We start from the raw sequence: 26,066 nt of genomic DNA, 5'->3' as shown, positions 1-26,066 counted from the left end.
GACCGGCCGGGATTCGAACGCGGCCCGGATGCCGTGGGCCACGTCGGCCGAATCCCCGAACACGGACGGCGGGAGTGCGGCGAACCCGGGGAGAAACTCGCCTGCGGTCGGCGCGTAGACCTCGTCCGGGACCGACCCTGGCTTTCGCGATGGTCAAAGCGCACGGAGCCTTCCTCATCCTGGCCTGTGTACTGATCTGCTGGCGACGCCTCAACTCATCGCGTTAGAAGCTCTAAGCCCCGAAGCGGCCGCGGCCAACAGAGCGGCAGCCATATCGAGAACTGTCTTAGTGATCTCGAAACGGTCTTGGACCAACCCGGGTGCCGAACAGTTTGCTCGAGGAGCCAAAGGAGCCACGTCACCCAAGCTCCGCATCCAAGCGGTGACGTTCCTCCCGTGCCCTTGGCGCCCAATCCATGGAGGGAAGGGGAACCATGAAACTGTTCGGCCTCGTGGCAGCGGTCGCCACGACGCTGGTCCTCGCGGCGGGTCCCGTGGCCGCTGAGCCACCGCCGCCCAGTCTCACCCAGTCGGCACCAGGCCGGGATCCGCCCGTCAACGGGCAGGACGGGGACGTGCTTCGACAATGCGATCACCGAGAGCTTCTTCGCGTCGCTGGAGTGTGAGCTGATCGACCAGCGGACCTTCCGGACCAGGTCAGAGGCAGAGCGGGCCGTTTTCGGCTACATCGAGGGCTTCTACAACCCACGCCGCCGGCATTCGGCCAACGGCCAGCTCAGCCCCGCAGAGTACGAGCGCCGCTACCACGAATTGATAAGAGGAAATGTCCACTACGATGCCGCATAGTCCCAATTCGTGAAGTGTCTACCGAACCGGGGCAACTCCAAGGTGTGACCGGGCCGGGCCTAGTCGTACTTACTCGCCCAAATTGTCGGATGCCGTCAATAGGATGGAGAGCATGCAGTCCTGGGGGAAGGCGACTCCGCCGAGCGTCATCATCGACCTCTCGCCCATCGTGCTGCTCCGAGGAGACCCAAGCTGGGGTTGGGTGGAGGCGGCCGTGAAGGCTTGGCGGGAGCAAAAAGACCCCAACGCTCGGTTCTACGGGGTTGCCGACAACAGTCTCTACTACAAACTCGACGATGCAGGGAAGCGTGGTCTGTCGGAGTGGAAGCGCAAGCGCATGGCACGTTCGGTGTCCTGGGCTGACCCCGAAGTGCTCGAACTCGCGACACACTTTGAAACCGCCTCCGTACTGACCACGGACCTCTACCGTGACCACCGGCGTGACTTTCCTTGGCTCCAAGGTACGGACCGCATCTGGAAGCCAGTTGTACGTGACGGAGCGGTCGGATTCGACCGGCTCGACTACAGCCCAATTCCGGCGGAAGAGGTGTCCTGGCGAATCGAGGAAGCCAACCTGATTCCCAAGGGGTTCAAGGCTACCGGAGCCAGGGACGCGCTCAAGTACGAGTGGGGATGCACCACCAGCACTTGTCCGTGGGGAAGCAAGGCGGTCATCGAAGAGGATCCTGCCTTCCGTGATGGCCAGGTCGTGTGCCCGAGTTGCTCCGCTCTTGCAAGGCGACTGGGGTTCCGAGAGAGCACCAAAGAGATAGTGCTCCTCCTTGGTGATGATGAAGTCGACAGGCTTCCGCTTGCCGAATGCTCCGAGCTCACTGTGGGTCGTGGTCGCGACACCGACAGGTACGACGTCCGAGAGGTGTTGGAGGACGCGATTGCCAGCAAGGTAAGCAGAGACCACCTGAAGGTGATCAATAAGAGCGGCCGAATCTTTGTCGAGGAGCTGGGGTCCAAGAACGGCACGAACATCGTCAGAGAAGACGGGGCAGCTGCACCGTTGCAGAAAGGTGTTCAACAGGCCCTAGCGCCAAATGAGCGCATGGCGCTTGCCGGCGGGGTCCTCAACATCAGGCTCTCGGGCAAGAAGCGACCCCGCGGCACGTACGAAACTGACCTGACCACCCCACCATTCCTGCGAATCGAAGGGGACTGAGCATGTCTCTCCTTGATGACATCGAGCCCGTACAGGCCAGGACCCTTCCGGTCATCCTTCTGCTGGACACCAGCGGGAGCATGCGACAGGACGACAAGATCGACGTCCTCAACGACAGCGTCGCCGAGATGATTAAGGAGCTCGCTTCGGTCGATGCCGGCCACGGATTCATCACTCTCACACTCATCGCATTTGGCGGTGAGTCCGCCGAGGTGATCCACAAGAACGTCCCGGTCGGGAACGTTGCATTCACCCCGTTGAAAGCCGGTGGCAAGACCCCGATGGGGCATTCCTTCACACTCGCGCGTGAGCTCATCGAAAACCGGGACGAGATCTCGTCGAAGGCATACCGGCCCACGATCGCGCTCGTCTCCGACGGTCTACCCGTGCCCGCGCTGGCTGGTGAGCTTGAAGCACTGATCGACAGCGGCCGTGGTTCCAAGTCGTCCAGATTTGCGTTGGCGGTCGGCGCTGATGCTGACCGGGACCTGCTCGCGAAGTTCGCGTCAGGTGGAGGCGTGATGGAAGCGAGCGAGGCAGCCGAAGTTAGGAACTTCCTCCAGTGGGTCACCAACACAGTGACGCAAGTGACCCTGTCCATCTTCGACTCGGACGTGAAGTCTCAGTCCGTGTCCGACGAATCAATCGCGCGATTGCAGCGAGACGATGCCTTCTGATGGTCGCTCCGGGAGCCGCGTACGCGATGACACCGGGATTGAGTATGTGCTTGGAGAAGAGATTGCTCGCGGCGCCCAAGGGACTGTCTATCGCGTGGACGGCCAGCCCGGCTTCGCCATCAAGCTTCTGGAGCGCGAAACTGATCTTGCGCGAATCGAGGAAGTAAGGAGACTTCCTCTCGACAGCCTCCCTCTCGCAGCACCAATTTCGCTCATCCGAGATGGCGGATCTGGGTACTTAATGCCTCTCGCCTCAGACATGAATCCGCTGCGTGAGCCCTATCTCCCCCGAGAGTTCGGGCCACGGGAGACAGGCAGCATCGTCTGGTACAGAAACACGGGAGGCATCCGACGGAGGTTGGCACTGGCGGGTAGCGTCGCCCAATGTCTCGCTGCTCTCCACGAACGAGGCCTCGCCTATGTGGACCTCAATCCCAACAACGTCATGATCTCGGACGATGTCAGTCGCGAGGAAACATGGCTGATCGACACTGACAACCTGACTTCCAGAGCAAATCCGAAGTGGGACATCATCGGCTTCCCCGGTTACGCAGTCCCGGAGCGAGTCACGAAGAAGGCACCACCGTCGACGCTCGCCGATGCGTACACCTTGGCAATCCTGACCTTCCGGTTGTTGGTTCTTAGCCACCCGCTCGAAGGACAGGCTGGGGAGAGTCTTGACGGTGATGCGGCTGCAGCGGCGATCAACGCCGGCGCGTTGGCCTATGTCGGAGATCCCACAGACGACTCGAACCGGCTGCCCCCGAGGAGCCTGTCCGCGAAACTGTTCGCCCTCGCTCTCAGCGGACGAATGCGGCAACTCTTCCTGGAGACCTTCGGCGTAGGGAAACTGAACCCACTCGCGCGTCCGGGAGCCGCCAGGTGGCGAGACGCACTGTGGCTTGCATACGACAATGTCGTCGAGTGCGCGGACGGTTGTGGTTGGACTTACTTCCGCCTGCTGCCCCAATGCCCTGCCTGCGGCCGAGAGACGCCGCCGATTGTCTTGGCAACGGTCTTTCCGGAATGGGGCGAGACCGAGTGGGCCAATGTCGACCCTCCGGCGCGAGACTCGCTGACACTCTCCCTCCACCGCTCGACGCCAGTCGGTGAGAGGCAACTGTGGGGTGGATACGCCTCGAAGGATCCACTGCTCACCTTCACGCCTGTCGGCAAGGGCTTTGAACTCGGTGCACGCGAAGGTGTTCGCGTCACTGATGGAGCTGGTAAGCGTGTCGAGCGGATCCCTTACCCCGAGAATAGAAAGGAATACCGCGTCAGGGTTGAGACGAGCGGCAGGCCCGCGCGCACTCTCCGGGTCACCTCAATCGAGGCGATATGAAGCTTGAAAGCCTTGTGTACTCGGATGAGAGGGCGATCAGTCTCGTCCCCGTCGGGAAGAGCTCGCTTCCGGCCGGATCTCTTGTCAGTCTGGATGTAACACCAACAGGCGTAATTGTTCGACGCAGCAACGAAGCGCTGCTCTGCGAACCCCCCAGACTTCATGACGCGGATTGGCTCGCTGGCGTCACCTCCAGAGGAGCGTACGTCGCTGAGCTTCTGTCTATTGACAGTCCCACGCGACAGATGCCTGGTGAGGTGAAACTGAGGATTCTGCGGTATGACGACGTAGAACTCTGGGCAGAACCGCGTGAAGTAGGCGTGGACGATCGCACTGTCGCCGACGTCAACAGGTACCGTCGACGGAATGATTCGTCGCAGGAGGTCATGACGTGGCTGAAGGCCCAGCTACTCCTTGATTCAAACGACCCAATCACCGTGGTTGCCACCGGTGCGGGCGAGTTCAACAAGGCCGGATTCCGAGTGGTTGGCTCTGGCATCGTCGCGGACATTGGCCTCGAAGAGGGTCGGCTTTTGGTGGTAAGAGTGACCAAGAAGCCTAGGAGCCGAAACCAAAGACTGGTCCTCGTGAGGGGACGAATCGACATCAAGGATCACACGCGCATCGGCCTGGTGAGTACGGAGGACCGAGAGGAACTCAGACGCCTGTCCTCGGCGGAGAACGCATTCCTCGCTATCTGGAACGAGTACAGCAGGCTGGAACAGAGGGCCGCGAAAGAGTCTGCCCAAGACATCGGATGGGCCGAATACGACCGGTACCGAGTCTTGGGTGACGGCTCAATCGAGTTCGACCTGGTGCACAACAGCCGGGCCAGCGCTCTCCTGGAACGCATAGGCAACAACACCGTCGGCCTGGAGGCGTCGCTTACACGGAGTTTCCTTGATGTCAGCAGCGAGCACCCGAACGGAGTCACGCACCGCCGAACCAAGGACGACCGCGGCTTCGTCATTGGCGAAGCTCGGGCGACTGGACGCGGCACCTTGGTTCTCGTGCCCGAACGCGAAGTCAGGAAAGGTGATATCCCTGCCAAAGGTGAGATCTATGGTGTCTACACGACCGACTCCATCCGCATTAGTCGGCGTGAAACAGCGCAGAAGGAAATCTCGCTGGCAAAAACTTCTCCTGCACGGCAGCTTTCTTTGATTCTTGCCGGCAAACGCCCGGACCCGGTCGGCAGAACGCAACGTCACAAACCGTTGTCGGCACGGGTGCAAGCCCTGCTTGGCGGCGAACCCACCCCAGCGCAAGTTGAAGCCATCGATCTCGCGATTAACTCTCAGGACCTGGTTCTCATCCAGGGGCCACCCGGCACAGGCAAGACCAGGGTCATCGCAGCCATTCAGGCCCGGCTGGCAGAGCTCAGCAAGGGCCACCTAGCGAGCAATCGACGAGTCCTCTTTGCAAGCTACCAGCACGATGCCGTCGAGAATCTCATCCAGGCTGCAGACGATGGGACGCTGCCACCAGTCAAGATCGGCGCAAGACACCGAGGCACCGAAGACGATGCCTACCTCCATGCGTGGGTCGCAGACCTGCAACAGCGATTGGAACATCGCTACGAGGGTGAGAAGTCGACTGAGCTGTTGCAAACGTTGAGGCAGCTTCGCGAGAGATTGACTGCCTACCAGACTCAACCATTCGATGTTCCGGGCACTGTAGATCTGTTGGACTGGCTCGCGGCAAGCACTCAGCTGACCGACAGGGCAGTATCCGGAACAGCCAGGAGACTCGCACGACGAATCGAGAAGGAGCTGGGTGGCGGTGGGTCTACCGCAGGTCACCGGAAGGTTGAGGTGCTGGCCCGCGGCCTACGCTCATCTCCTGAGAGCTTCGAGGATGACGGTCGGGCGCGAGCGCGCGACGCCGCTCTCTACCCATCGGTGAGGGAACTCTTGGATGACCGGCAGCGCTCCATGCTCGACGAGGCTGCCACCACCGCAGATGAACAGACGGCCTCGGCATACATGGCAATCCTGAAGAGGGTGCTGCTCGACAGGGTGATGAATGCCCGCGCGGCATCCAGCATCGTGGCCACCCGACCAGAAGTCGAGGCGCTCCTGAAACGCGCCATCGACTCGACGGAGGCCGAAGTGCGCAAGTCCACGAGCGAGATCGACCTCGCAGTCGAGGACTATCGGGACGCTGTCGCGCACCAGCCCGGAGCGGTGCGAAAGTCCCTACAGATGCATTCCCGCGCACTTGCGGCAACGTGTCAGCAGTCCGCTTCGGGAGCGATGCGTGGGGCCCACAGGGGGTTCTTCGACACGGTCATCCTTGATGAGGCGGCCAGGGCCAATCCGCTCGACTTGATGATCCCGATGAGTCTGGCGATGAATCGCGTCATCCTCGTCGGCGACCACAGGCAGTTGCCACAGTTGTTGGATGACGAACTAGTCCCGCTCCTTTCGCAGCGACATGACAGCAACATTGTTGAGCACACGCTCAGACAGTCCATGTTCGAGCGACTATTCACGACTCTGCAAGAACTAGAGCGGGCGGACGGCAACAAGCGAGTTATCACGCTGGACCGGCAGTTCCGTACCCACCCCACTCTCGGCCGTTTCATCAGTGAACAGTTCTATGAGCCATTTGGGGAGCTCCTGGAGAACGGCATCAACGACCCGGCACCGTTCGTGCACGGCCTAGCCAGGTACGGCAGCGCCCCCTGCGGATGGATCGATGTGCCGTTCGCAGCCGGACCAGAACAACGCACTGGGACCAGCATCAGTCGACCCGCTGAGGCGCAAGTCATTGTGGAAGAGCTCGATAATGTGCTGCGGCAGTCGGAAGAGTTGACGTTCGGTGTCATTACCTTCTACTCCGGGCAAGTCGACCAGATTTGGCAGCGAATGTCAGATATCGGCCTAGCAGTCAGGAACAACCAGAACCAGTGGGTGACCAATCCTGCCTCGCCTTGGCTCTACACGTCCAGAGGCCTTCCCAGATTGCGCATCGGCACGGTGGATGCTTTCCAAGGTAGGGAGTTCGACGTCGTCTACCTCTCGACGACGAGATCTAGCAGGCCCGGGTCGCGCACGTCGAACCCATTCGGCTTTCTGGTCTTGCCCAACCGTTTGAACGTCGCCATGAGCCGACAGAAGAGGCTCCTCATCGCAGTCGGGGATGCCGGTCTCATGACCTCTGACGAGGGTCGCAAGACGGTTCCCTCGCTGGCTGCATTCCATGACTTGACCGGAGGCGCCGATGGCTTCCGGCGATAGCAAGAGGCTTCCGGCGTATCTCTTGGGAGATTGGCCGAGGAAGTTCCGTCATGCGCTGGTCACCCCAGCAACCAGGTGGCGCGTGTTCATTGAGGACCAGCAGCAGGTTGAACACGATGTCATATTGAACACTGTCCTGCGCATTCGACAGGCCGGCGAGGGAGATGCATCCAGAATCGCGGACCTACTGCAACTCCCCGAGGACTTGATTCGCTACTTGCTCGTCACCGCCGACCAGGAGCGGTTGGATGCGGCGAACTCTGGTCAGAGCATCGTCGCAGTGCGGTCGACGGTGGGGTGGGTCTACCGAGACGCTGCCACTGGAGAGTTATGGCCCCAGCCCGGTGAGCAAGTCGAATCACTTGAGATTCGGTATTCGGGGTCTTTCAGAGGGCGATTTGACATCGGAACCGCTGGCCGCAGAACGTCGATCGATGCGCTCCTTCTCGACACACATGAGACGGGAGGCTTGCAGCCAACTGTGGTGGAACTGGCCCGCTTCAGTCGGTCCGATGAGGCGTTGAAGCGGACGGCTGTCATCAGTTCTGGCGAACCTTGCTTGGTCGTCAGCCCCGTCAGCAGGGACAAGAGCGGACTTGCCGTGCTCACGACGCAGGACTCGCCGCAGCTGAGCCTGGGGAGGCTACTGAATAGCGCAGTCGATCGGTACGAGTCAGTAGCCAAGTGGGCCAAGCAAGTGCCTCTCGGCGCGACCGAAGCGCAGAAGTCGTCACTTGCGCTCGCACTGGACGAACTAACTGACGTGCTCGGCCATCTCCGCATCGGCGAATTCCGAGCCGTGTCCTCCTCGCACCTCATGGGCCTCATTGAGCTGAGTTTAGGTCGGTGGGTTGACCACTACCGTTACCACTCTGGCCTGGCAGCAGCGGTCGAGCGGTTGACCGAGGAGGAGACCCGGGCAGTAGCGGAGCGCTTCGCCCTGAGCCCAAGCATCACACAACGATGGGCCGCGGCACCTCGGTCTGACTCCCGACGTAAGGTTCTGGAACTTCTGGTGACCCGTCTATACGCAGGAGATTCACGAATCCATGATATTTCTGTCGCCACTGCCCAATATGATTCCCTTCTCGGCAGTGGTTCTCCGTCCCAGGAGTTGGTTGAGCTGGCGCAACAGCTTGTGAACGCGGGGCAACTCCTGCTGGCTGGAGAAGGGGGCGGGCATGGCCAAGTCGAAAGCTAGGCAGAGCGCGAGCCCGCAGCGCCCAGCAGCGAACTCTGGGGAGGCCGACGCCCGCAAGGTCGACGACATCGAGCAGGGCCTTGCTACTCTCCCAGAGGTAACCGAGGATGTCGTCGACGAGGTGCCTCCCGTCGAACGTGAGACGGGCACGGTCACTGTAACCCGCTTGAAGAACCTCTTCGACCAAGTCAAGCAGCAAGGCGAGATCTACAAGCGAGCCCGCGAGAAGCTCTCCGAGAAGGCGGCGGATCTCAACGCCAAGGACTTGGAGGTCAATGAGCAGCAAGCCGCGCTCGACAAGCGCGAAACTGAGCTTGCCGCCGCTGAGAAGGACCTTGAAGCCAAGCGGATGGCTGCCAAGGCGGGGTTCGTTGACGAGCTGAGGGCGACCACCAAGGAAGTCTCAGACAAGATCGATGCGATGCTCATTGACGCCGCAATGTGGGGCGCCGAAGGCAAGGCGAAAGCGTTGGCGGCCACTGCGGCCGAACAAGAGCGTCTGGCTGCGGAGCGGGCACAACTCGATTCGGAGTGGGAGTCTCTCCGAAAGCGCCAGGCCGATGTCCGCGTCCTGGAAGCCGAGGTGTCTTCCACCATGGAGTTCTTGAAGGCGAGGGAAGCCTCGCTCGATTCGCTTGTACAGCGCAGAGTCGAAATCGAGATCACTACTATTCGCGATGAACTCGAAGACACCAAGGCCCAGCTGCAAGCGAAGCTAGAGCGTGTTGCAAGGAAGGACAGCGAGGTCCGTCAGCTTCGCAACGAACTGGCACGGTTTGGCGATGATCCGGATGGGCTGAAGCGGCGGATTGAAGAGTTGTCCGAAGAGTTGCGGATCAAGAAGGACGAACTGGCGCGCAGGCCTCCCGAGGATGAAGTGTCGGAGCTGCGCAGCAAGGCGCTTCGCGTGACAGACGCCGAGAATGAGGCCGCACACTGGCGAAGCCGGTACGACCAGATCGATTCCCAGCTCCGTCGCTACTTGGTCAATGTCGGAGAATTGGAGGTGCTGCGGGACGAGCGGGATGCTCTCGCCTCGCAGCGACAGACCCTCCGACAGGCCATAGCCCAACAGAAGAGCGACTGGGAGGAGCTTCAAGCCAAGGAGAGTTCTACGAAGGTATTCCCTGCCTGTTCGGACTACGATGAAGACCGTGCGCTTGCGCGCGAGATGGTTGGTCGCGACGTCGACACGTTGGCTGATCTGGTCGATGAGATTCGCAACCGGATGGCAACGAATCCAGCGACGAGCTTCTATTACTCCGAGACGGATGTTCGCCTGTTCCTTGCAGGCCTCGCTTCCAGCAGGCTTCATCTGCTTCAAGGGATCTCGGGCACCGGCAAGACAAGTTTGCCTCGCGAGTTCTTCAAGGCGCTAGCCGGCGACGACGCCGTTCAGATCGTCGAGGTCCAGGCAGGTTGGCGCGACAAGGACGACCTATTCGGCTACTACAATGCGTTCGAGAAACGCTTCGCAGAGAGCGAGTTCACCAAGTCCCTATACCGAGCTTTGTTGCCTGCGAACGCAGATCGGCCGATGGTCATCGTGTTGGACGAGATGAACCTTGCCCATCCTGAGCAGTACTTCAGTGTGATGCTCTCGCTACTTGAGAATTCAACGACAGGCCAAGGCTACCTCAACCTCCTTACTAGCGAGATTCCCCACTTACCCAAGATGTTTGAAGGGCCCCGGCTCCCATTGCCGAGAAACGTCTGGTTTGTGGGGACCGCCAACCACGACGAGACAACCGTTGCGTTCGCCGACAAGACGTACGACCGTGCACACGTCCAGGTACTGCCAGCTACCTACGCTCCGTTCCAGGCCCACCACCAGGGCCAAACAGATCCCGTTTCCTTCGATGCGCTCGACCAGGCGTTCACCACCGCAAAGCTTGAATATGCCAAGGAAGTTACCAAGGTGAAGGACTTCCTCAGGTCAAGCATGCGTGAGGAGTTCGAGAAGTTCGGCGTCGGCTGGGGTAACAGGCTCGAGCGTCAGATCGATCGGTTCGTGCCTGTGGTACTTGATGGTGGAGGCGATCTGACGGAGGCCGTCGACCACTTGGTTGCCACCAAACTGGTACGCAAGTTGGAAGACCGATTTGGCGTGCGCCCAGAGGACCTTGATGCCCTCGCCGAAACAATTGAACTCCACTGGGACCAGTTGGAGTCTTCCTCACGCCCAAGCAAGACACTGGAAGCTCTACGTAACGAGTCGAAGAAGCTGCGGGGTGGATTCGGGTCGTGAATTCTGAGCAGGACCGCGTCTCGGGGCTGCCGTCGCCGCGGCGAATCGAATGGTCTGGCCGATGGGTTTCAGGGTCGGTTCACCTGCTCGATCCAGCAACCGGCAGTCAGTCACGGGACTCGGTGACATCAGAAGATCTCGATGCCCTCAGTTCTCTGAGCCAAATGCTGTCTGAGGCAGTCAACTCGGGCTCCTGGGCAGAGCTACTTGGTTCCCCGCTACTTGCCGGCTATGACGAGGACACCATCGACCTGGAACAACGGGAGAAGCTCCTCGCCGAACGACTACCATCGATCGCACACATCACGGAACGATTCGTGACTCGGCTCGGGGAACGTTCGGAGCTTCTCCCGGTCTCGCGGGTCAAGCGTCCTGCCCGACGTTCACTCGAACGGCTTGCGGCGCACACCGAGGACTGGGCTGGCAGAACCCTCGCCGGTCCGGTGCCCAGGCGTGCGCTGGCAGTTACTCGTGAGGAAGATGCCAACCTCTACGAGAATCGTATGGTCACAGAGCTGGTTCACCCGATCCTGTCTTTCGCGCTGTTGGAGAGGATCCGAAAGCTCCGCAGACTCGTATCCGATCTCTCAGATCTGAGCCCCACCCAGCACGTAGGCACCTACCAGCGGACTGAACGGCTGTACTCGTTCTGGGGGGACGACGCAGCGAAGGCAGCCGGGTCACATATCCACGCAGTGAAGACCCTTGAAGCGCTGGAGAAGCTCGCCGCTTGGGTCCAGGCGCTGCGAGGCAGCACCCTCTCCCTCCTCCTTAGGAGGAAGGTGACTGGTCAACGCAGTCTGAGACGAACGAACGTCATCAACAACGACCGCCACTACCGCGCCGCGGGCGACGTGTGGACCGCCTACGAGCGGCCCGAGATCGCATCGGAGACACCTGCCGCGAGGCAAGAACGGCTGGCGAACCGCCACAAAGCGTTCGATCACTACGTGCTTGGACTCGTAACTCGTGCTCTTAGCGACCTTGGCTACGCGCCACCATCAGGCACCCTGCCCGGGTTGGGCGAGGGTGTTGAACTGGAAGGCACCTGGGGGAATGCGAGGCTGACCCGAGGAGCCGATGGCGTTCTCACAGTCGGCTCCCAAGGCTCGACGACCCGGATAGTTCCCCTTCTTGACGCGGTTGGCCCTCAAGATGACCATGCAGCAATCGGTCAGAGGTGGAGGGACTTGCAAGATGCCGCTGACCGCCCGACGGTAGTCGTATTCCTTGCATCGGCTAGCGACGTTCGCAACAACCCCGACCAGGTAGTGGCCGGAGCGATGATCTCCGCCAAAGACGACTCTCCGGAGCCTGGGACCCTGCTGACCGGTGTGCCGGTTTCACCCCTAGAAACAACAAGTTTGGAGCGTGTCGCAAGAGGTATCGCCCTCGCCGTACGGATTCCGCCGCTGATGGCCTACCCTCCACCGCTCACCTTGGGCGAGCAGCCGATGCCTCTCCGGCTGGTAGACCACGTCGAATCCTCTGGTATCGGCGAGCCGAATCTTTCACCTCTGTTCCATCGAGTTGGCAACGAGTTGAGACTTAGGCGTCCACTTGTAACCTCCGAGCAGACGCGACTCGACGGTGTCGTGAGGGACTTTGCAGTAGCAGCTCGTGGAACCGGGTGGCAGAGGGACTACGGCGACCACATCTCCCAAATCCTCAAGTCGTTTGACCTTGCAGCGACATCGCTTCTACCTCTCCTGACCTGCCCCGTGTGCTCAGTGGCTTCGGAGGCACGCCGACTTCAGCGAGTGGGTGATGTGTTCGTGATCGAGTGCCACTCCTGCAGGGCTCGGTGGGGACATGAGCGTTGTGGTACTTGTAAGGCACGGATTCCCATCATTGAGCCTGAGCAGGAACTGCTAAACCCCGAGATCAGCGGGCCAGGGTGGGTGGAGCGCATCTTCGGACAGGATGCTCTGGCGTCGCCCTGCTGGGCACGTACTTCTGGCAATCGATACATCTGCCCGGAGTGCTGTGTTTGCCCATTGGCGACCGATCCACTTGGCTCTGCTTGCACGCGCTGCCACTGATTCCGCCTGAGCTGAGTTAGCCAGCAGGGTCACCGGGCACGGCAACCGCTACCTGGCCCGCACCCTCGGCGAAGCCGCGGTCGTGATCGGCCGCACCACACTTTCCTCGGCGAGCGTTACCGCAGGATCGTCCGGCGCAAGGGCAAGAAACGCGCCATCGTCGCGGTCGTCCGCTCCATCCTGGTCATCATTTGGCACCTGCTGTCTGATCCCGACGCGCACTTCATCGATCTCGGCGCCGACTTCTACGCCCGACGCACCAACCCCGACCGCAAGAAGCGCAACTACGTCCGCGAGCTCGAAGCCCTCGGCTACCACGTCATTCTCGAACCCGCCGCCTGACCATTGGGGCCTGCACGACCCCGCTGCGCATCACCACGTGAGGTTCGCTGCCGCGCGCCTGGCAAATGTCTGATTTTCGGATCAGGAGAGCAGTACTTGCGCCGATGGCTTATGCCTTATGACCAGGGCGGATACCCCAGAGAGATCTCATCTCCTGGCTGATCATCCCGCATTTGTCCCACGCCCCCGGCATCGGGCGAGATCGTGGCGTGCTGTTGAGCAATCGTCAAGACCTGTGGATGAAGCTCGTCGAGCGGCCCGAGGAATCACCAGCAATCGAGGACCGGTTGGTAGCCGCCTAAAAGATCTTGATTCACAGGTCTTGACGATTGCTCGTCAGCACGCTGGGCCGCCTGCTGACGCGGCTGGACGGCGACGCCCTCGACCGAGTAACCTACGCCTACCTGTCCCACCTGGTAGAAGACCCAACTGACCGCGCGGCCACGCCCGCCTCCGGCGCCCGGCGCCACCTGACTGGCATAGCCGCGGACGGCAAGACCCTGCGCGGAAGCCGTACCAGCGATGGTGCCGTCCACCTACTCGCCGCAACACGGTACGGGCCCTGATCCGCAGGGTGTGCTGCGGGAGACAACGCTTGAGGCCGCCTGACCGTCGCACGGCAAAGCTGGTGGTGAGTCAATGAAGAAGGCTCAGTAGGTGTTTCTTCTCCTCCTCTGGGATGTTCTTGTTTGATTTGATGGTGTTCCTGGCGATGCTGTGGATGTAGGACTTGTCGAGGTCAAGTGAGCCGAGGGTGTAGGTATCGGCTTCGGCGACCTTGGCGGTGACGACCGGCAGTCCTAGCTCCCGCAGTTCACGGACACGCCGCTCGGCGTGGACTGCGTCGGCCGCAATCACGCGCAGGTAGTCCGCAGGCACGGGCTCCCCAAGTCGTTCGGCTAGCAGGCTGAACAACTCCTGGTGCGTCCGGGAGTTGTAGGGGATCTTCCGCGCCCAGTCCGGGAGCACATGGGCGTACTCCCGATCCATCTCGTAGTCCAGCGTCTGGCGGACTGTTTGCCAGGCCGTGTCCTGCTTAGGGATGTTCGCCCGAAGCAGCGCCTGATAGGCGATTGCGGATACTCTTTTCGCTGCGAGATAGGCGTCGAGCAAGTCTTGGTGGGATGCGGACTCCCTGAGCTGGTCGATCAGGGTCGAGTAAGCATCAAGGAGCTCTGGCCGCAGGCGGGACCATTGCGCTTCTAAGATCGAGTCGCCGCTGGACATGAAGACTTCTACCTCCGCTTGGGCGCGCCTGGAACGTATTCCGGTGGATAGCGAAGGATATGCACATCTTCTCCCGCTTCCTCTACTGCTTTGAGATCTCCGAGCCACTCGCGGAGGAACTGCGCGCCGACCTTGTCCTCCTCATTGGCGTGCAGGAAGGTGACCTTGTTACCGAGGCGGATGCGTGCCGCGGTTTGGTCCCGCGGGCCATCCAGGGAGTTCTGCAGGTCAAGGCCGGCGGCGAAGCGCCGGATGTCAGATACGAAGTCCAGAACGATGACGCGGTCCTTGCCGGGGGCGAGTCGGAGGCCGCGGCCCAGTTGCTGAACGAAAATCCGGCGGCTGTGGGTGACTCTCTGGAACACGACGATGTTGACGTCAGGTACGTCGACTCCTTCGTTGAGCATATCGACCGCACACAGGACCCCGGTTTGGCCCTCCGCGAAGTCCCAGAGGGCCTTGTTGCGGGCGACCGGGTTCATAGCCCGGCCGCTGACCGATCGCGAGTAGATGGCCTGGGCGCGGGTGAACGCCAGGGCATTGATCCTGGACGCCATCTTCTCTGCGTGGTCGATCGTGCCGCAGAAAACGATGCCTCGCGGGTTTCGCTGCTCCTGCCATACCTCGGCGAGGCGCTCCACGACGGCGTCGTCCCACTCCTCGATGAATAGCTTCCGGTTGATGCCCTTGGGGCTGAACCGCTTGCCTTGGAGGTCTTGAAGCGCGTCCCAGTTGATGTTGTCGGTGTACATCCGATAGTCGACGTTAGCCAGGTAACCCTCGCGCAGGCCTCGGACCAGGTCGATGTTCACCACCGGGTGGTCGAACCACTGACCCAGTGCACTGCCGTCGGGGCGCCAGGGTGTCGCGGTCATCCCGACGAGGAACGCGCCCCCGTCTCCGGCGGACAGCTCGGCCAGCACGGTGTTATACGCCAGAGTGCCCAGGTGATGGCACTCGTCGACGACTACGAGGTCGAAGTGCTGAAGCTCCCGGCCCGAGTCCAAGCCAGAGGCGACGCTGTCCACACAGGCAAAGACGACGTCCAGGTCTTTGAGCGCGTCAAGGTCAGGCCGCTCATGGCCATTCCAGATTCCGGTGGATTGGGAAGCACGCAGCATCGGCCAGAAGGAGCGTTCCAGCTGGTAGACGAGCTCGTTGCGATGCGCGAGCACGAGTGCCTTGGCCTCGGGACGGGTGAGCGTGAATCGGCGGTAGAACTCCGCCGCCACGAACGTTTTGCCCAGGCCCGTCGCGAGCACTACCAGGGCGCTGCGCGATCCGCGGACGAACTCGCCCATGATCCGGTCAACGGCCTCGGCCTGATAGCTGCGCAGATCGTACTTCGCGGACATGCGCTGGGCGAGGGATTCGTCCTCAGCGAGTTCTGCCTGTTTGAATAGCTTCCGGCTATCCCATAGTTGCAGCTTGATGCCCTGGGCGATGAGCTGGCGCTGCTGCTGCAGCACCGCGTGTTCGAATCCGTTCCGGCTCACGATCACTGGTATGTCGGCCTCGTAGCGCTGGCACGCGGCGAGGGTCTCTGCAACGACCTCTGGGCCCACGGCACGGCGCCATCGCTTGACCTGGAAGAGCCACCGTTTCCCGGCCCTCGTAGCAATGACGTCCGCTCCGCCGTCTCCGGAGGTGCCGGCAAGGCGTACGTGCTCGAAATCCCGTGCCAGGACCAACCGCATCACCATCCGTTCGAATGCCTGCCAGCCGGTCCCGCTGAGCAGCAGGTCGCTTACGATCCGCTGAGACATCAGAGCTTGCTGTCCAGGAAGTCGGCGGCAGCGCGCGCCCGGATAACCAGAAGCGGTTCGGGCCGCTGGTAACGAAGGTAGGAGGCGCAGTCCTCCAAGCAACGCAGGTACTTAGTGGCAAGCTCCTCCTGGAGCCCGGCGGCCACCATGATGCCGAGATCATCATTGGGCCATGGGTCTCGCCAGACCTGCCCACTGAACCAGGACTGCGGGAACTTTCGGAAGAACGCCACCAACGCAGTCGCGTCGCAGTAACGAAGGTACTCCCCAGACTGCTTCATTCGGCTGAGCTCGCTAAGGTCGACCCCAGAGGAGATCATGCCCTCAGCGAGGGAACGCTGCTGCTTCTCGTCAAGGTCTGAGTAGAAGTCTTCGGCTTCGGGGGCCCCAGCGAGCCGGTCAGCAATCAGCCGGAAGAGCTGCTTAATCTCCTCACGTACACCTTCGGGGGTCTCGGCGACCAGATCGCCCCAGGCGCGGCGGAGCACTTCGGCCATGAGTACTCCTGGGGAGTGTCCTTTCTGCCCAGTTAGCGACGCGTATTGGTCGTAGAAATACTGGGCGGTCTCGGCGGCGACCAGGTCCTCAGGGCGCATGCTCAGTTCAGTGAAGGCCGAGTGCGCATGGTCAATGAACACCGAGATCTTGCCGATCTTCTTATGGCTGATTACCGGGATCGGCTCACGGCCGTACGCAGGGATGATCGGCCGCTGCATCATCCGGGAGACGACGTCCACCGGTGAACTGGTCGCGCCGTCCGCCAGGCTGATCGTTAGCCCGGTTACTGAGAGATCGCTCCACTCGGTCGAGGAGGCAAGGAGTTCCCCCTCACTCGCTGGGTGAACTGATCCGCGCACCAATCCGCAATTCAGGCACGCCTCATCCCTGGCCGCGTTCACCTTCGTACAGAACTCGCATGTCCACGGCGTGACCACCTCGGGGATCTGCGAGCTGCCACACACTCCGCAGCTGATGGCGGACTTGGCAAGTTGCTCCCCGCAGTCGGATTTCAGGCAGTTCTTGCTTAGCAGGACGTAGTTACAGCCCTCACAGATCTCCGTACGCGGAGCGTTCTGGAAGCCGCATTCGGGGCATTCAGGAAGCTCTTCAATCGGCTTGTCATTCGCGCTCTCGACGAGTTCCCACCACTTGGCATCGTCGTAGTAGCCGGGCTCCTTGCCACGGAATCGGGTGAGGTAGTCGCGCTCGATCTCGCGTGAGATTCGTTCGGCCTTTCCCTTCACGGGATTGTATTGGCCCATATACATGTGGGCCCGGCCAAAGTTGCGGACCTTTCGGTACCCCTGGAAGAGCATTGACACCGGGGAGGAGTTCGATTCGCCTGCGGCCCACTTGCTCGGCAGCAGAGACGCCCCCCGCAGAAACTCCATCGCGGTGTGCCATTCGTCACTGGTCCGCTGGAAGTCCTGCTTCGAGAAGTCAACCGGAATGTGGTCGAGATGGACCTCCCCGACGATCCGGCCGTACTGCTGGTCGATAGGGTATTCTTTCTCGGCCTTCTTGGTATTCTCGTCGATGTACTCGAAGAAGGCATACTTTTCCCCGATGCGGATCGCCCGGCCGTTTCGGATCAAGTCGATTCCGTACTCGTTCGGGTCGTCATACCGCTGGATTCCCACCCAGCCCCAGACCCTTTCCTTGATCTCTCGGGCCTCCATGCCGCCGCATCGGCCGCAGGGCTGACCATTCATCAGTGTGCCGTCCCGCGGACAACGGACCGACTTGGCTAGCTCCTGATCGAATGCGATGCGCGCGAAGATTCGACCATGCTCAGGCCGCTCGACGAAGCGACTTGCGTCCCAGACGCAGTGCTCGAATGCCGGGTAGGACTCCCCATTCACCGTAATTTTCGTACGGTGCCCGCCTTCGCCTCGAAGGATGGTTGCGTATCGGCGGGCAAGTTGCTCACGGATGACGTTCTTCCCCATAGAGGCAAGCTTGCGAATGAAGGCGTTGTTCGGATCGCCCTCCGGCCACCATCCGCGGATCTCGACGATCGTCCCGTGCTCGAGCCCGTGTGGCTTGTCGATGACCTCAGCCGGCACCTCGAAGGTACCTTGATCGATCAATTTGGGCAGGTCAAGCGTGACTTGGAGGGCATGGGAATCCTCGGCCCGGGCCGAGATAAGCTTTGTGACCCTCCCGAGCTTGCCAGTGGCGATGTTGAATCCCATGCCGAACAGGCCCAGGGTGTCGAACGCGTTCTTGGACGAATACCCAGCGCGCAGCGCGTTCGCGATCTGCTCCTCGGTGAGGCCAGGCCCAGAGTCCCGTACCCGGACGTAGCCGTCGCCTCGGTTTACCTCGGATGCCCCGGGCACCTCGAGAAAGACGTGCCGGAAAGAGGACGGCTTGCCCTGGATCTCAGCAGCGCGGAACGAGTCGATGGCGTTGTCGATCAGCTCGCATAGGGCATCGAGCGGCGTGATCGGGGTGCGTGTCAGTGCCAGCAGGACGTTGGGCGTGGGCTGGATATCCACGAGCTTGTGCGAGCTCACAGCTGCTCCTTGACCAATAACTGGGTCGCAATAGGAACAGCGTATGGTGAGCCCTGAAGAAAAGCAGCATAGTAACCAAACAGTAACTGGCGGCGTCTTGGGCAGCTGTGCGTTCTCGGAGAACGGGAGAGGGGGTGCCTGTTTAGGGTTGCCGTACGCGAAGCGTAGCTCCCGGGGAGCTCAGCGTGAGGGCTCCGAAAGCTGCTGCTTTTGCATCCGATAAGGGTGCCGTTTTCAGAGTGACTGTGATATGTGCGCGAAGCGCTCTAGCTGATCTTGCTTTTAAGCTGTTGGAACTGCTCGTGGCGCGCATGGCTTTCCTGGCCGAGGAACGCCTTAAATTCACCAAGCTTGTATGCTGCAGGAGCTTTCCCGTTGCGGATCTCAATGTGGAAGTCGCGCCCGAGAAGGCTGATTCGGCGTTCTAGCTCGTGTGGCTCCAGGGCCAGTTTGGTGGTCCGCGCAATCTGGGCAGCTGTCATGAAGCCACCGTTGGTCTGGAGTGCGCGATAGATGGGGTCGTGCTCTGTGTCAAGGTCCTGTTCGCGTGGCTCTCCCTCGTGGCTTAGGGCAGCCGCGATAGCCTTTCCTAGAGCCTTGGCAACCGGCGGAGGGAACGCGTTACCGATCTGCCGGTACTTCGTGGTCTTCCGCCCGAAGAACTCCCAGGAGAACTCCTTGTCGTCCCAACCCTGTAGACGGGCGACCATTTCGCAGGTGAGTTTTGGCCCTATTTCATACTTGGCATCCTGATCGGGAATGTCGTCGTCGTTAGCAAGCCCAAGGGCGTCGACCCCCATTTCCTTCCAAGCACGCTTGGCGCGGGAAGGGCCGAGGTCGGCACCGCCGTGCTTCTTGGAACCACCGACGATGGTAGGAGCGATCTTGTCCGCCTTCTCAGTCCAGGCGCCCACGTCCTTCCATCCGCGCTTGCCAAGCAAATCCTTGAGCGTGTCGCCAACAGTGGGGGCAGGTCCGGTTGGCTCAGGCCAGTGGAAGTATGCGAAATCCTCGGGCGCCATTGCGATAAGGACGAATCGGGGGCGGAGTTGGGGGACGCCGTAGTCGGAGGCGTGAAGGAGCCGCCATTCGGCTGCGTAGCCGAACGAGCGGAGTTGGTCTAGCACGTGCTGGCGGTAGCCAGCGAACCTTGGCATGCTCAGCCCACGCACATTTTCCAGGAGGAGCGCTCGCGGCCGAACTGTCTTCACCTGGGTAACCGCCCATGCGAACAGGTCTCGCTCGTCGGTCGCGCCCAGCTGCTTGCCTGCAACAGTGAAGGGCGGGCAGGGTACGCCGCCGGCCAGGAGATCGATTCCTCTGAAGTCTTCCGGATGCCAATTCTGCGGATCAGCAACGTCTCCGGGAACCACCCAGTTGCCGTTAGCGGCTAGATCGGGGTCAGAGACCGTGACCCGTCCCGCCCTGGCGTTCATGCGCAGGGTTTCGCAGGCGTTGGGGTCTAGTTCGAATGCTAGACGGTGGACGAAGCCGGCTCGGTGCAGCCCGAGGGCCTGCCCCCCTGCGCCGGCGCAGATCTCGACGACTTCAAGAGCCATGGGGTGCACTCCTCGTGGGATCCGCGTTCAAATGGGATGCGCTGCCGGTCGTATCCTCCTCTTGAGGAGCGGGGGATACGGGAGAATTCGGAGGGCCATGCCTAGAGATCAAGCTCGCAAGCAGGCCCATGCGCGAGGGCTTTATCCAGCCCCGCTCAACGAAGGCCGTTCGCGGAACATGCAGGCGAACCGGCGAGCGGACACCAAGCCTGAGGTGGCGTTGCGTAGTGCGCTGCACCGGTTGGGCTACCGCTACCGCAAGGATCTGCGACTCGATCTTGAAGGCGTGAGGGTTCGCCCGGATATCGTCTTCAACGCCCGCAAGGTTGCGGTCTTCGTCGATGGCTGCTTCTGGCACGTCTGCCCTGAACATGGGCGCCAGCCAACCATAAACGAGTGGTACTGGACGCCGAAGCTGCGCCGGAACATGGAACGTGACCAGGCTGTCAACGCCGCTCTGGAAGGCGCGGGCTGGCGGGTCGTCCGGCTCTGGGAGCATGAGTTGCTGCCAGCGGCCGTGGAGGCAGTTGTGGCTGCGCTGGTCTCCCGTTCCGAACATGCGCGCGATACTAGCGAACCCGGCTGACGTAAATCTCACGTCGCAGGGAAGTGCCGGTCGAGCCAAGCCTGTAAGGCTTCGATGTCCCCGTATCCGTGGCGCCGGAGGACGTCGGCGATGTCGCGCCCGCAGATCATGATGATCGGGTGTGCGTCGGTGCGCACCTCCTCATACACCTGCTTATTGAAGAACGACGTCGTGACGAACACCCCGAACTGCCGGTGCCGGATCCGTGAGATCAGGCGTGCAACATCTTTGACGCCTACAGAGTTGTCGGCCGCATAGCACTTGGCCTCAAGCGCGAACTCCACTGCGACTCGGTCGCCATCCGGCCCGAGCATGTACTCTCCGATGGCATCACGGCCGCCGTCGCGGCTACGCGGCGTAACATCGCATTTGCCTGTGGCAGGGGCGATCATCCGCCAGATCTCCACTGCGCATGCCTCAAAGTCGTGGGGTCGGCTCGAGAAGTGCTGGTGGATTGCCGCGACAATGCTCTTGCCGGCCGCGTCCGGCCGCTGCTCGGCAGTGCTGCGGATGGTCGTCGTGGCGGGAGCAAGCAGTGGGAGGTAGGTACGTGCTTCAACCCACTCTCGCCATGCAAGTGGGCAGTTCGCTCCCAGAGGGTCGCCTGCGATCAAGTCTTGGATCCAAGCACGGGTGATCTTGGGGACATCCAGGACGGTAAAGCGGGAACGATAGTTCTGGAACCGCACACCTCGAGTGGAGCGCCAGATGGCCTGGAGTTCATCGTCGGGGGTTAGAGCTGCACCGCCAGGAGCCAACAGGCCGCGGAACCGGACATTGCGGCCGGTCGGTGCAGATCTTTCAAACAGGAGAAACGGTGGCACCTTGGCCCGCGTAGAACCGTGGCTCCACTCGAAGGCGTCGCGGAGCAGCACGTTCCCGCGGCGTGGGGTCTCGTGCAGTTCTCTGCCTGGTCGACGATTGTCGCCGTAGTAGGTGAACAAGCCGTTCTGAGGATCCAGCTCGTCCGGCCAGTCCGGCTCTACCCCTGTGGTGAAGAGCACAGCGAAGCGTACGTCCCTCTTCGCGGGGGAGCCGTGGAAGCGGAAGCCGCCTTGGTTGCCTACTCCAGGAAGGAGGCGGGTGAGGGGATCGTCGGCCATGGTTCCTGCAGTGCCGCCTGCATAGACGGCGTCCAGCACGAGGTCGGCTGTCGCTAGATCGGCAAACGGCACGGCCTGATCTTTTGCCTCCACGATGGGAGGTTACCTAATATGTCCAAATTTGCGAAAATGGTCCGGGGGCCCTTGTTCACATCTGGACGTTGTCAGGCAGGAACTCGCCGGTCCAATCGTGTTGGCATCGATACCTCGTCGGTGAGTTCGTCGTCTACCAGCGGAAACCCAACCTCGAGAGTTAGAGTCCGCCGATGTCAGGAAGAAGCGGCACCTGCTCGATCGGATCTCCAGCGGTTGCCACAACCCATTGCTCACCATCGAGTTCCAGGTAAGGAGCCTCCGCATGGTGTGCACGTCGGCGGGCAAGGTGTGCACTCACGAACTCGCCAGGACCAGGTGATGGGAGGCCGAGAGCTGCGGCGGCTTGGGCGTGATTCCTGTACTGGCCAAAAATGACGATCCCCTCAGAGCGGAGAGCGCTACGCGCGCCGCCGTTGCCACGGACGCGCTTCATGTAGTCCTCCTGCATAGCTACGGTGGCCACCACGTTCCTGCTGATTGGGCGTCCCTGGGCTCGCCGGAACAGCTCGTTGATCCGCTTCTGACCGCTCGTGGGACGGAAGATCGCGTCGATGTCCTTGTCCGCGAGGCGCAAAAGGACGTTCTCCTGGAGTGGGGCGTCCTTGAACAGCCAGCGGATCGCTGTACGGCCGTGCTTGCTCAAGGTTCGTTTAGCGTCCCGATTTCGGCCGGGGTTCAGGTTTTCCTGATCTGCCCGCACCAGTCCCGCGCTCCAACGACCGGCATGGTCGTTTGCCCACAGGCCGAGGAGAATCTCGCCCGCGGCCTCCGGTGGGATCATCCAGTCAGCTAGGTCTTGGGAGTACTTGCAGTCGACTTCGCTACCGGCGATTGAGTAGTCGAGCACCTCGCCGTCGGCGAAGCCGAACTCGCGCTGCAGGTTGATCTCGATCAGCGTGCCGCAGTGGGTCTTCTCTGTCTTGTGCAGCTGCTCCCAGCGGAAGCGGCCGGTGTGCTGCCCATCAAGGAGCATGTCGAAGGTACGCCGTATGGCTGCGGCCATCCTTGCGCCGTCGGGGTTCATGCCTAGCAGATGAGCAAAGACCGCCTCCAGCTTCGAATCAGGCGCAGTCATGCCGGGTAATGGGTCGCTGATCACGCGGTGAATTTAGCTTACTTTCGTCACAAATAGCTGTACCTTGCGCTGAAGCAAGCGGCATACGAGGCCAGAGGCTTCGTCACGTAGCGTCTTCAAGGTAGATGGGGCCATTCGCACGCAGCGCTTTCACAGCAGCTCGGGTACGTCGCCAGACGTAGGGGCGTAGCAGATGAGGCGCCCGGTGCCCGTTGTGGAATCCGAACCCGGCCAGCTCATCCTCTGCGAGGGAGACCTTCGCGCTCTCCTCGCCGGAGAGGATTCCGCCGTCGAAGATGAACATCAGGGAGTCGTCCCAGGGGCCGTGGGGGGAGACCCAGTCGACGACGAGTAGGCGGCCGATCTCCAGGTCGAGCCCGAGTTCTTCCTTGATCTCGCGTCGGGCAGCAGCTGCAGGGGATTCGTTTGCCTCGGCCATGCCTCCGGGCAGGTCCCAGTCCGGCTTGTACTTCGGATCGACGAGGAGAATCCGCCCCTGCTCGTCCCGGATCAGGACGTCGGCACCGACGCGCTTGCGGGCTTGCTTGGCGTTGCCTTCAGCCAAGTAGGCGTTCCAGGCGACCGGATCGCGCTCATAGAGCGGGGCTTCGGGGTCCACGTTCAGAACCTCTCCATTGGTACAGCCAGCGCCGCTCCTCCAAGGCCGTGCTCAATGCCGTGAGGGACTCGGCGACGATCTCCTCTTCACGGTACGCCTCAAGCAGTCCACGGAGATCGGCCAATTGGCGAGTAACGACCAGCGAGCTCAGGGACCGAGTGTCCTCGAGTACGCCCCGCGCCAGGTGGCACGCTTCCCCGACATGGCTTTCGGCCAGCAGCACCTTCGCGAGGAGCAATTGCCCCAGCGCTCTGCTGCGCGTCCGTTTTCCCGGCCTCAGGGCCACGGCGCGGTCGGCCTGTCGGCGAGCCTCGTGCATCTGCCCAAGCGCGAGCATGGAGCGCGCCGCATCGAGTGCCAGCGAGCCTTCATCGAAAGGGCCGACCCAGGGCGACGGCGTACTCGTCGGCTCGTCATCCAGAACGCGTTCCGCCTGCAGCAGGAGGCTCGCGGATTCCGCCGAGTCGCCCAAAGAGGCGAAGCTTCGTGCGGCCATGGTCAGCAGGCGCGCTTCCATGGCGGGAGCCGAGATGCGCGTGGCGGTCAGCATCTCCGTGCCACGGCGCGCCAGCCGTACGGCATCGGCCGCGCGTCCGCGGTGCTGCGAGAGGTGGCTCATGCTGCCGAGGATGTGTGCTTCGAGCTGCCGGTCACCTCCGATGCTCGCAAGGTCGAGCGCTCGGCAGAAGTGCCGGTCCGCGGTGGTGTCCTGGCCGGCGTCGTGCGCCATCCATCCGGCCATCTCGGTGAGCGCGGCGGCGGGGACGAACACCGACGGTCCGTCGGAGCCTCCGAACAGGCGCGGCGCGACGTCTCGTTCCAGATAGCCGACCACTGTGGCGTAGAGGTGACCGCCTCCGACCTGCCGGTCGGCTCCTCTGAAGGCGGTCATCGCGCTCAAATCGCGAGGGTCGGCGGGCGCCGGAACTCCGCCGTTCACGGTAGATGGATTCGCTGGGCTGGAGGGCGTCTCTGCTGTCGAGCGAGCGAAGAGGGTCTCCTCTCCCAGCCCGAATGCTCGGCAGAACAGCAGCCGGTACCGCTCGCTCAGCGTGCTGATCTGTCCCGACTCCCAGCGGCGGATGGACCGTACGAGCGCCTCGTGGTCGGGGAGATCGCGCCCGCTGTCGCCTGCGGCGGCGCGCAGGCGGCGCGCTGTTGTGTGGACGTCCCACAATCGGGCCTTGCGCTCGGCACGAATTCGCTTCGCCCACTGGGGTGAATCGGTCATATCGGCCTCCGCACTCGCTCGAACACGGTGCGTGTCCGCTGGTGCTCCTCATTGTCACCCTCCCTGGGCCGGTACGCAGGCCCTCTACTGGGACTGACCCGATTTCCGGCAATGCGAGGGCACCGACATGGACGAGACGAATGCAAGAGAAGCCGTCCGGCTTCTCGCGGCTCGCCTGACCTCCTGGACCGTCTGTTACGGCCGGCACACCGGCCACTTCTGGGCCTTGCCCAGGACGCGGGATTTCGCCGCCGCGCCGCACATCGAGTCGCGCACACCCGATCAGCTTGAGCGCCAGGCGTGGGAAATCGAGCGTCATTTCAGGGCCAGGCCGGTACGGATCCGTCGTGACAGGCCGGCCTCGCGCTCGGGGAGCGTTCGTACGACGGAGGCGTCCCGATGAGAGACGAAGTGATCGAGGACCTCCGGCGGGAGCTGAAACCCGTCGAGATCCCCACGGAGGACAGGGGTGCCTTCCGGTTGAACTCCGGTAACCCGATGCTCAGCCTCGCTCCCGGGCTCGTCGTCTGGACGGGGCTCTTGCATGTGTATCGCTGGGCCGGGCAGGAGCAGCGCTGGCACCTTCATCCGCCGAACGATCCCGTCGGTGCCGCCCGCTTGATCGCTCTGCTGTACCGGGAACGCATGCGGGACTTCGACAAGGAGATGCACGCCTGGCCCCTCTTAATTTCTTTCGATGAATTGGACATCGGCGACGCGGCGGTGCTTCTGACTCGCGGTGCCGTATGCCCGAAGACTCCGGCGAGCCCGGCGGTCGTTCTCTGGCCGATCCGTAAGTCCCGCGCGCAGGCGGGACGGAGTTCGCCGGACCGCGCGGCAGGAGGGGGAAACTCCTGCCGCGCAATTTTTATCTGGCCGATTACTCGCATATGTCATGACATAAATGAGCGAATATGGGCGATAGGCTGCCTGTTTACCTGTGTCGATTACATTCGGCTACTGGATTTCGTCATCGCGGCGCATTACCGTGATTCCTCCGCGCGGTTACCCCTTCTTGGGCTGCGAGGACATTTCATGCGACGGCGAAATGCTCTTTTTTTGGGCTCCTATTGTCAGGAGCGATTTTTGCCGTTCCCGCATGTCAGTCCACTGAGCCTCCCGGACTATGCGACCAAGAAGGCCCGCGTTGAGCACCTGTATGCCATCGCCGACGGCGAGGTCGTCCCCGACCCGGGCGAACCAACGGTGATCT

General features: G+C 61.8%; 19 protein-coding genes and 1 pseudogene. 11 read left to right on the top strand and 9 right to left on the bottom strand.

Features of this window, described 5'->3' with window-relative positions; all coding sequences use genetic code 11:
- Positions 1-537 precede the first annotated feature (537 nt).
- The 8 genes and pseudogenes from AB0I59_RS21680 to AB0I59_RS21645 all read left to right on the top strand — a co-directional run.
- Positions 538-807: pseudogene (locus tag AB0I59_RS21680) on the top strand (IS3 family transposase); the annotation flags it as partial.
- Between the two features lie 112 nt (positions 808-919).
- Positions 920-1,978, top strand: coding sequence for an FHA domain-containing protein (locus AB0I59_RS21675; protein ID WP_358135357.1), 1,059 nt, complete (start codon positions 920-922; stop codon positions 1,976-1,978).
- A 2-nt stretch (positions 1,979-1,980) separates the two neighbouring features.
- Positions 1,981-2,655, top strand: coding sequence for a vWA domain-containing protein (locus AB0I59_RS21670; RefSeq protein WP_358135354.1), 675 nt, complete (start codon positions 1,981-1,983; stop codon positions 2,653-2,655).
- 94 nt (positions 2,656-2,749) lie between these two features.
- Complete coding sequence (locus AB0I59_RS21665) at positions 2,750-3,997, top strand: protein kinase domain-containing protein (RefSeq protein WP_358135351.1); 1,248 nt, start codon at positions 2,750-2,752, stop codon at positions 3,995-3,997.
- Complete coding sequence (locus tag AB0I59_RS21660; protein WP_358135349.1) at positions 3,994-7,239, top strand: DEAD/DEAH box helicase; 3,246 nt, start codon at positions 3,994-3,996, stop codon at positions 7,237-7,239. Before AB0I59_RS21665 ends, AB0I59_RS21660 begins: the two co-directional genes overlap by 4 nt.
- Positions 7,240-7,321: 82 nt before the next feature.
- Positions 7,322-8,440, top strand: coding sequence for a hypothetical protein (locus tag AB0I59_RS21655; RefSeq protein WP_358135346.1), 1,119 nt, complete (start codon positions 7,322-7,324; stop codon positions 8,438-8,440).
- Positions 8,421-10,688: an AAA family ATPase gene (locus tag AB0I59_RS21650; RefSeq protein ID WP_358135343.1), complete on the top strand. Its 2,268-nt coding sequence runs from the start codon at positions 8,421-8,423 to the stop codon at positions 10,686-10,688. The genes AB0I59_RS21655 and AB0I59_RS21650 overlap by 20 nt, the downstream gene beginning before the upstream one ends.
- Before the next feature lie 164 nt (positions 10,689-10,852).
- Positions 10,853-12,730, top strand: coding sequence for a hypothetical protein (locus AB0I59_RS21645; protein WP_358135340.1), 1,878 nt, complete (start codon positions 10,853-10,855; stop codon positions 12,728-12,730).
- Positions 12,731-12,778: 48 nt separating this feature from the next.
- Here the strand turns inward: AB0I59_RS21645 and AB0I59_RS21640 are convergent, their stop codons facing one another.
- Positions 12,779-13,048 carry a hypothetical protein gene (locus AB0I59_RS21640; RefSeq protein WP_358135337.1) on the bottom strand — a complete coding sequence of 90 codons (270 nt, stop codon included), beginning with the start codon at positions 13,046-13,048 and terminating at the stop codon, positions 12,779-12,781.
- A 353-nt stretch (positions 13,049-13,401) separates the two neighbouring features.
- On the opposite strand from AB0I59_RS21640, the gene AB0I59_RS21635 reads away from it, so the two are divergent.
- Positions 13,402-13,638, top strand: a complete 237-nt coding sequence (locus AB0I59_RS21635; protein WP_358135335.1) for a hypothetical protein — start codon at positions 13,402-13,404, stop codon at positions 13,636-13,638.
- A 70-nt stretch (positions 13,639-13,708) separates the two neighbouring features.
- Here AB0I59_RS21635 and AB0I59_RS21630 read toward each other — a convergent pair whose 3' ends face one another.
- The 4 genes from AB0I59_RS21630 to AB0I59_RS21615 all read right to left on the bottom strand — a co-directional run bounded on the left by AB0I59_RS21630 (position 13,709) and on the right by AB0I59_RS21615 (position 20,143).
- Complete coding sequence (locus AB0I59_RS21630) at positions 13,709-14,299, bottom strand: KpnI family restriction enzyme N-terminal domain-containing protein (protein ID WP_358135333.1); 591 nt, start codon at positions 14,297-14,299, stop codon at positions 13,709-13,711.
- Positions 14,300-14,307: 8 nt separating this feature from the next.
- Positions 14,308-16,065 (bottom strand): DEAD/DEAH box helicase family protein, encoded by a 1,758-nt coding sequence (locus AB0I59_RS21625; protein WP_358135331.1) that lies wholly within the window; start codon positions 16,063-16,065, stop codon positions 14,308-14,310.
- The gene (locus AB0I59_RS21620; RefSeq protein WP_358135329.1) at positions 16,065-18,584 is read right to left on the bottom strand and encodes an ATP-binding protein; all 2,520 of its coding nucleotides are present in this window, start codon (positions 18,582-18,584) and stop codon (positions 16,065-16,067) included. Before AB0I59_RS21620 ends, AB0I59_RS21625 begins: the two co-directional genes overlap by 1 nt.
- Before the next feature lie 266 nt (positions 18,585-18,850).
- Complete coding sequence (locus tag AB0I59_RS21615) at positions 18,851-20,143, bottom strand: DNA cytosine methyltransferase (protein ID WP_358135327.1); 1,293 nt, start codon at positions 20,141-20,143, stop codon at positions 18,851-18,853.
- A gap of 97 nt (positions 20,144-20,240) precedes the next feature.
- Between AB0I59_RS21615 and AB0I59_RS21610 the strand changes: the two genes are divergently transcribed.
- Positions 20,241-20,729: a very short patch repair endonuclease gene (locus tag AB0I59_RS21610; RefSeq protein WP_358135325.1), complete on the top strand. Its 489-nt coding sequence runs from the start codon at positions 20,241-20,243 to the stop codon at positions 20,727-20,729.
- 8 nt (positions 20,730-20,737) lie between these two features.
- Here AB0I59_RS21610 and AB0I59_RS21605 read toward each other — a convergent pair whose 3' ends face one another.
- The 4 genes from AB0I59_RS21605 to AB0I59_RS21590 all read right to left on the bottom strand — a co-directional run bounded on the left by AB0I59_RS21605 (position 20,738) and on the right by AB0I59_RS21590 (position 24,514).
- Entirely contained in the window at positions 20,738-21,925 is a 1,188-nt protein-coding gene (locus AB0I59_RS21605; RefSeq protein WP_358135323.1) for a restriction endonuclease, read from the bottom strand.
- 160 nt (positions 21,926-22,085) lie between these two features.
- The gene (locus tag AB0I59_RS21600; RefSeq protein ID WP_358135321.1) at positions 22,086-23,027 is read right to left on the bottom strand and encodes a NaeI family type II restriction endonuclease; all 942 of its coding nucleotides are present in this window, start codon (positions 23,025-23,027) and stop codon (positions 22,086-22,088) included.
- Between the two features lie 79 nt (positions 23,028-23,106).
- Positions 23,107-23,622 (bottom strand): NUDIX domain-containing protein, encoded by a 516-nt coding sequence (locus AB0I59_RS21595; protein ID WP_358135319.1) that lies wholly within the window; start codon positions 23,620-23,622, stop codon positions 23,107-23,109.
- Positions 23,597-24,514, bottom strand: coding sequence for an NsdA family TPR-like regulatory protein (locus AB0I59_RS21590; RefSeq protein ID WP_494410552.1), 918 nt, complete (start codon positions 24,512-24,514; stop codon positions 23,597-23,599). The genes AB0I59_RS21595 and AB0I59_RS21590 overlap by 26 nt, the downstream gene beginning before the upstream one ends.
- Positions 24,515-25,252: 738 nt before the next feature.
- Here AB0I59_RS21590 and AB0I59_RS21585 point away from each other — a divergent pair.
- Positions 25,253-26,066 (top strand): hypothetical protein (locus AB0I59_RS21585; RefSeq protein WP_358135314.1); only part of this gene is annotated, 814 nt, incomplete at its 3' end.

The sequence above is a fragment of the Microtetraspora glauca genome (assembly GCF_040656155.1).
GTDB classification, from domain to species: Bacteria; Actinomycetota; Actinomycetes; order Streptosporangiales; family Streptosporangiaceae; genus Microtetraspora; species Microtetraspora glauca.
The sequence above is the reverse complement of the archived record's forward strand: the minus strand, read 5'-3'. Positions and strand labels throughout refer to the sequence as shown.

Excerpts from the sequence above, each read along its gene's own strand:
- AB0I59_RS21675 (WP_358135357.1), top strand. The coding sequence starts at position 920 with ATGCAGTCCTGGGGGAAGGCGACTCCGCCGAGCGTCATCATCGACCTC.
- AB0I59_RS21670 (WP_358135354.1), top strand. The coding sequence starts at position 1,981 with ATGTCTCTCCTTGATGACATCGAGCCCGTACAGGCCAGGACCCTTCCG.
- AB0I59_RS21660 (WP_358135349.1), top strand. The coding sequence starts at position 3,994 with ATGAAGCTTGAAAGCCTTGTGTACTCGGATGAGAGGGCGATCAGTCTC.
- AB0I59_RS21650 (WP_358135343.1), top strand. The coding sequence starts at position 8,421 with ATGGCCAAGTCGAAAGCTAGGCAGAGCGCGAGCCCGCAGCGCCCAGCA.
- AB0I59_RS21645 (WP_358135340.1), top strand. The coding sequence starts at position 10,853 with ATGCTGTCTGAGGCAGTCAACTCGGGCTCCTGGGCAGAGCTACTTGGT.
- AB0I59_RS21630 (WP_358135333.1), bottom strand. The coding sequence starts at position 14,299 with ATGTCCAGCGGCGACTCGATCTTAGAAGCGCAATGGTCCCGCCTGCGG.
- AB0I59_RS21625 (WP_358135331.1), bottom strand. The coding sequence starts at position 16,065 with ATGTCTCAGCGGATCGTAAGCGACCTGCTGCTCAGCGGGACCGGCTGG.
- AB0I59_RS21615 (WP_358135327.1), bottom strand. The coding sequence starts at position 20,143 with ATGGCTCTTGAAGTCGTCGAGATCTGCGCCGGCGCAGGGGGGCAGGCC.
- AB0I59_RS21610 (WP_358135325.1), top strand. The coding sequence starts at position 20,241 with ATGCCTAGAGATCAAGCTCGCAAGCAGGCCCATGCGCGAGGGCTTTAT.
- AB0I59_RS21590 (WP_494410552.1), bottom strand. The coding sequence starts at position 24,514 with ATGACCGCCTTCAGAGGAGCCGACCGGCAGGTCGGAGGCGGTCACCTC.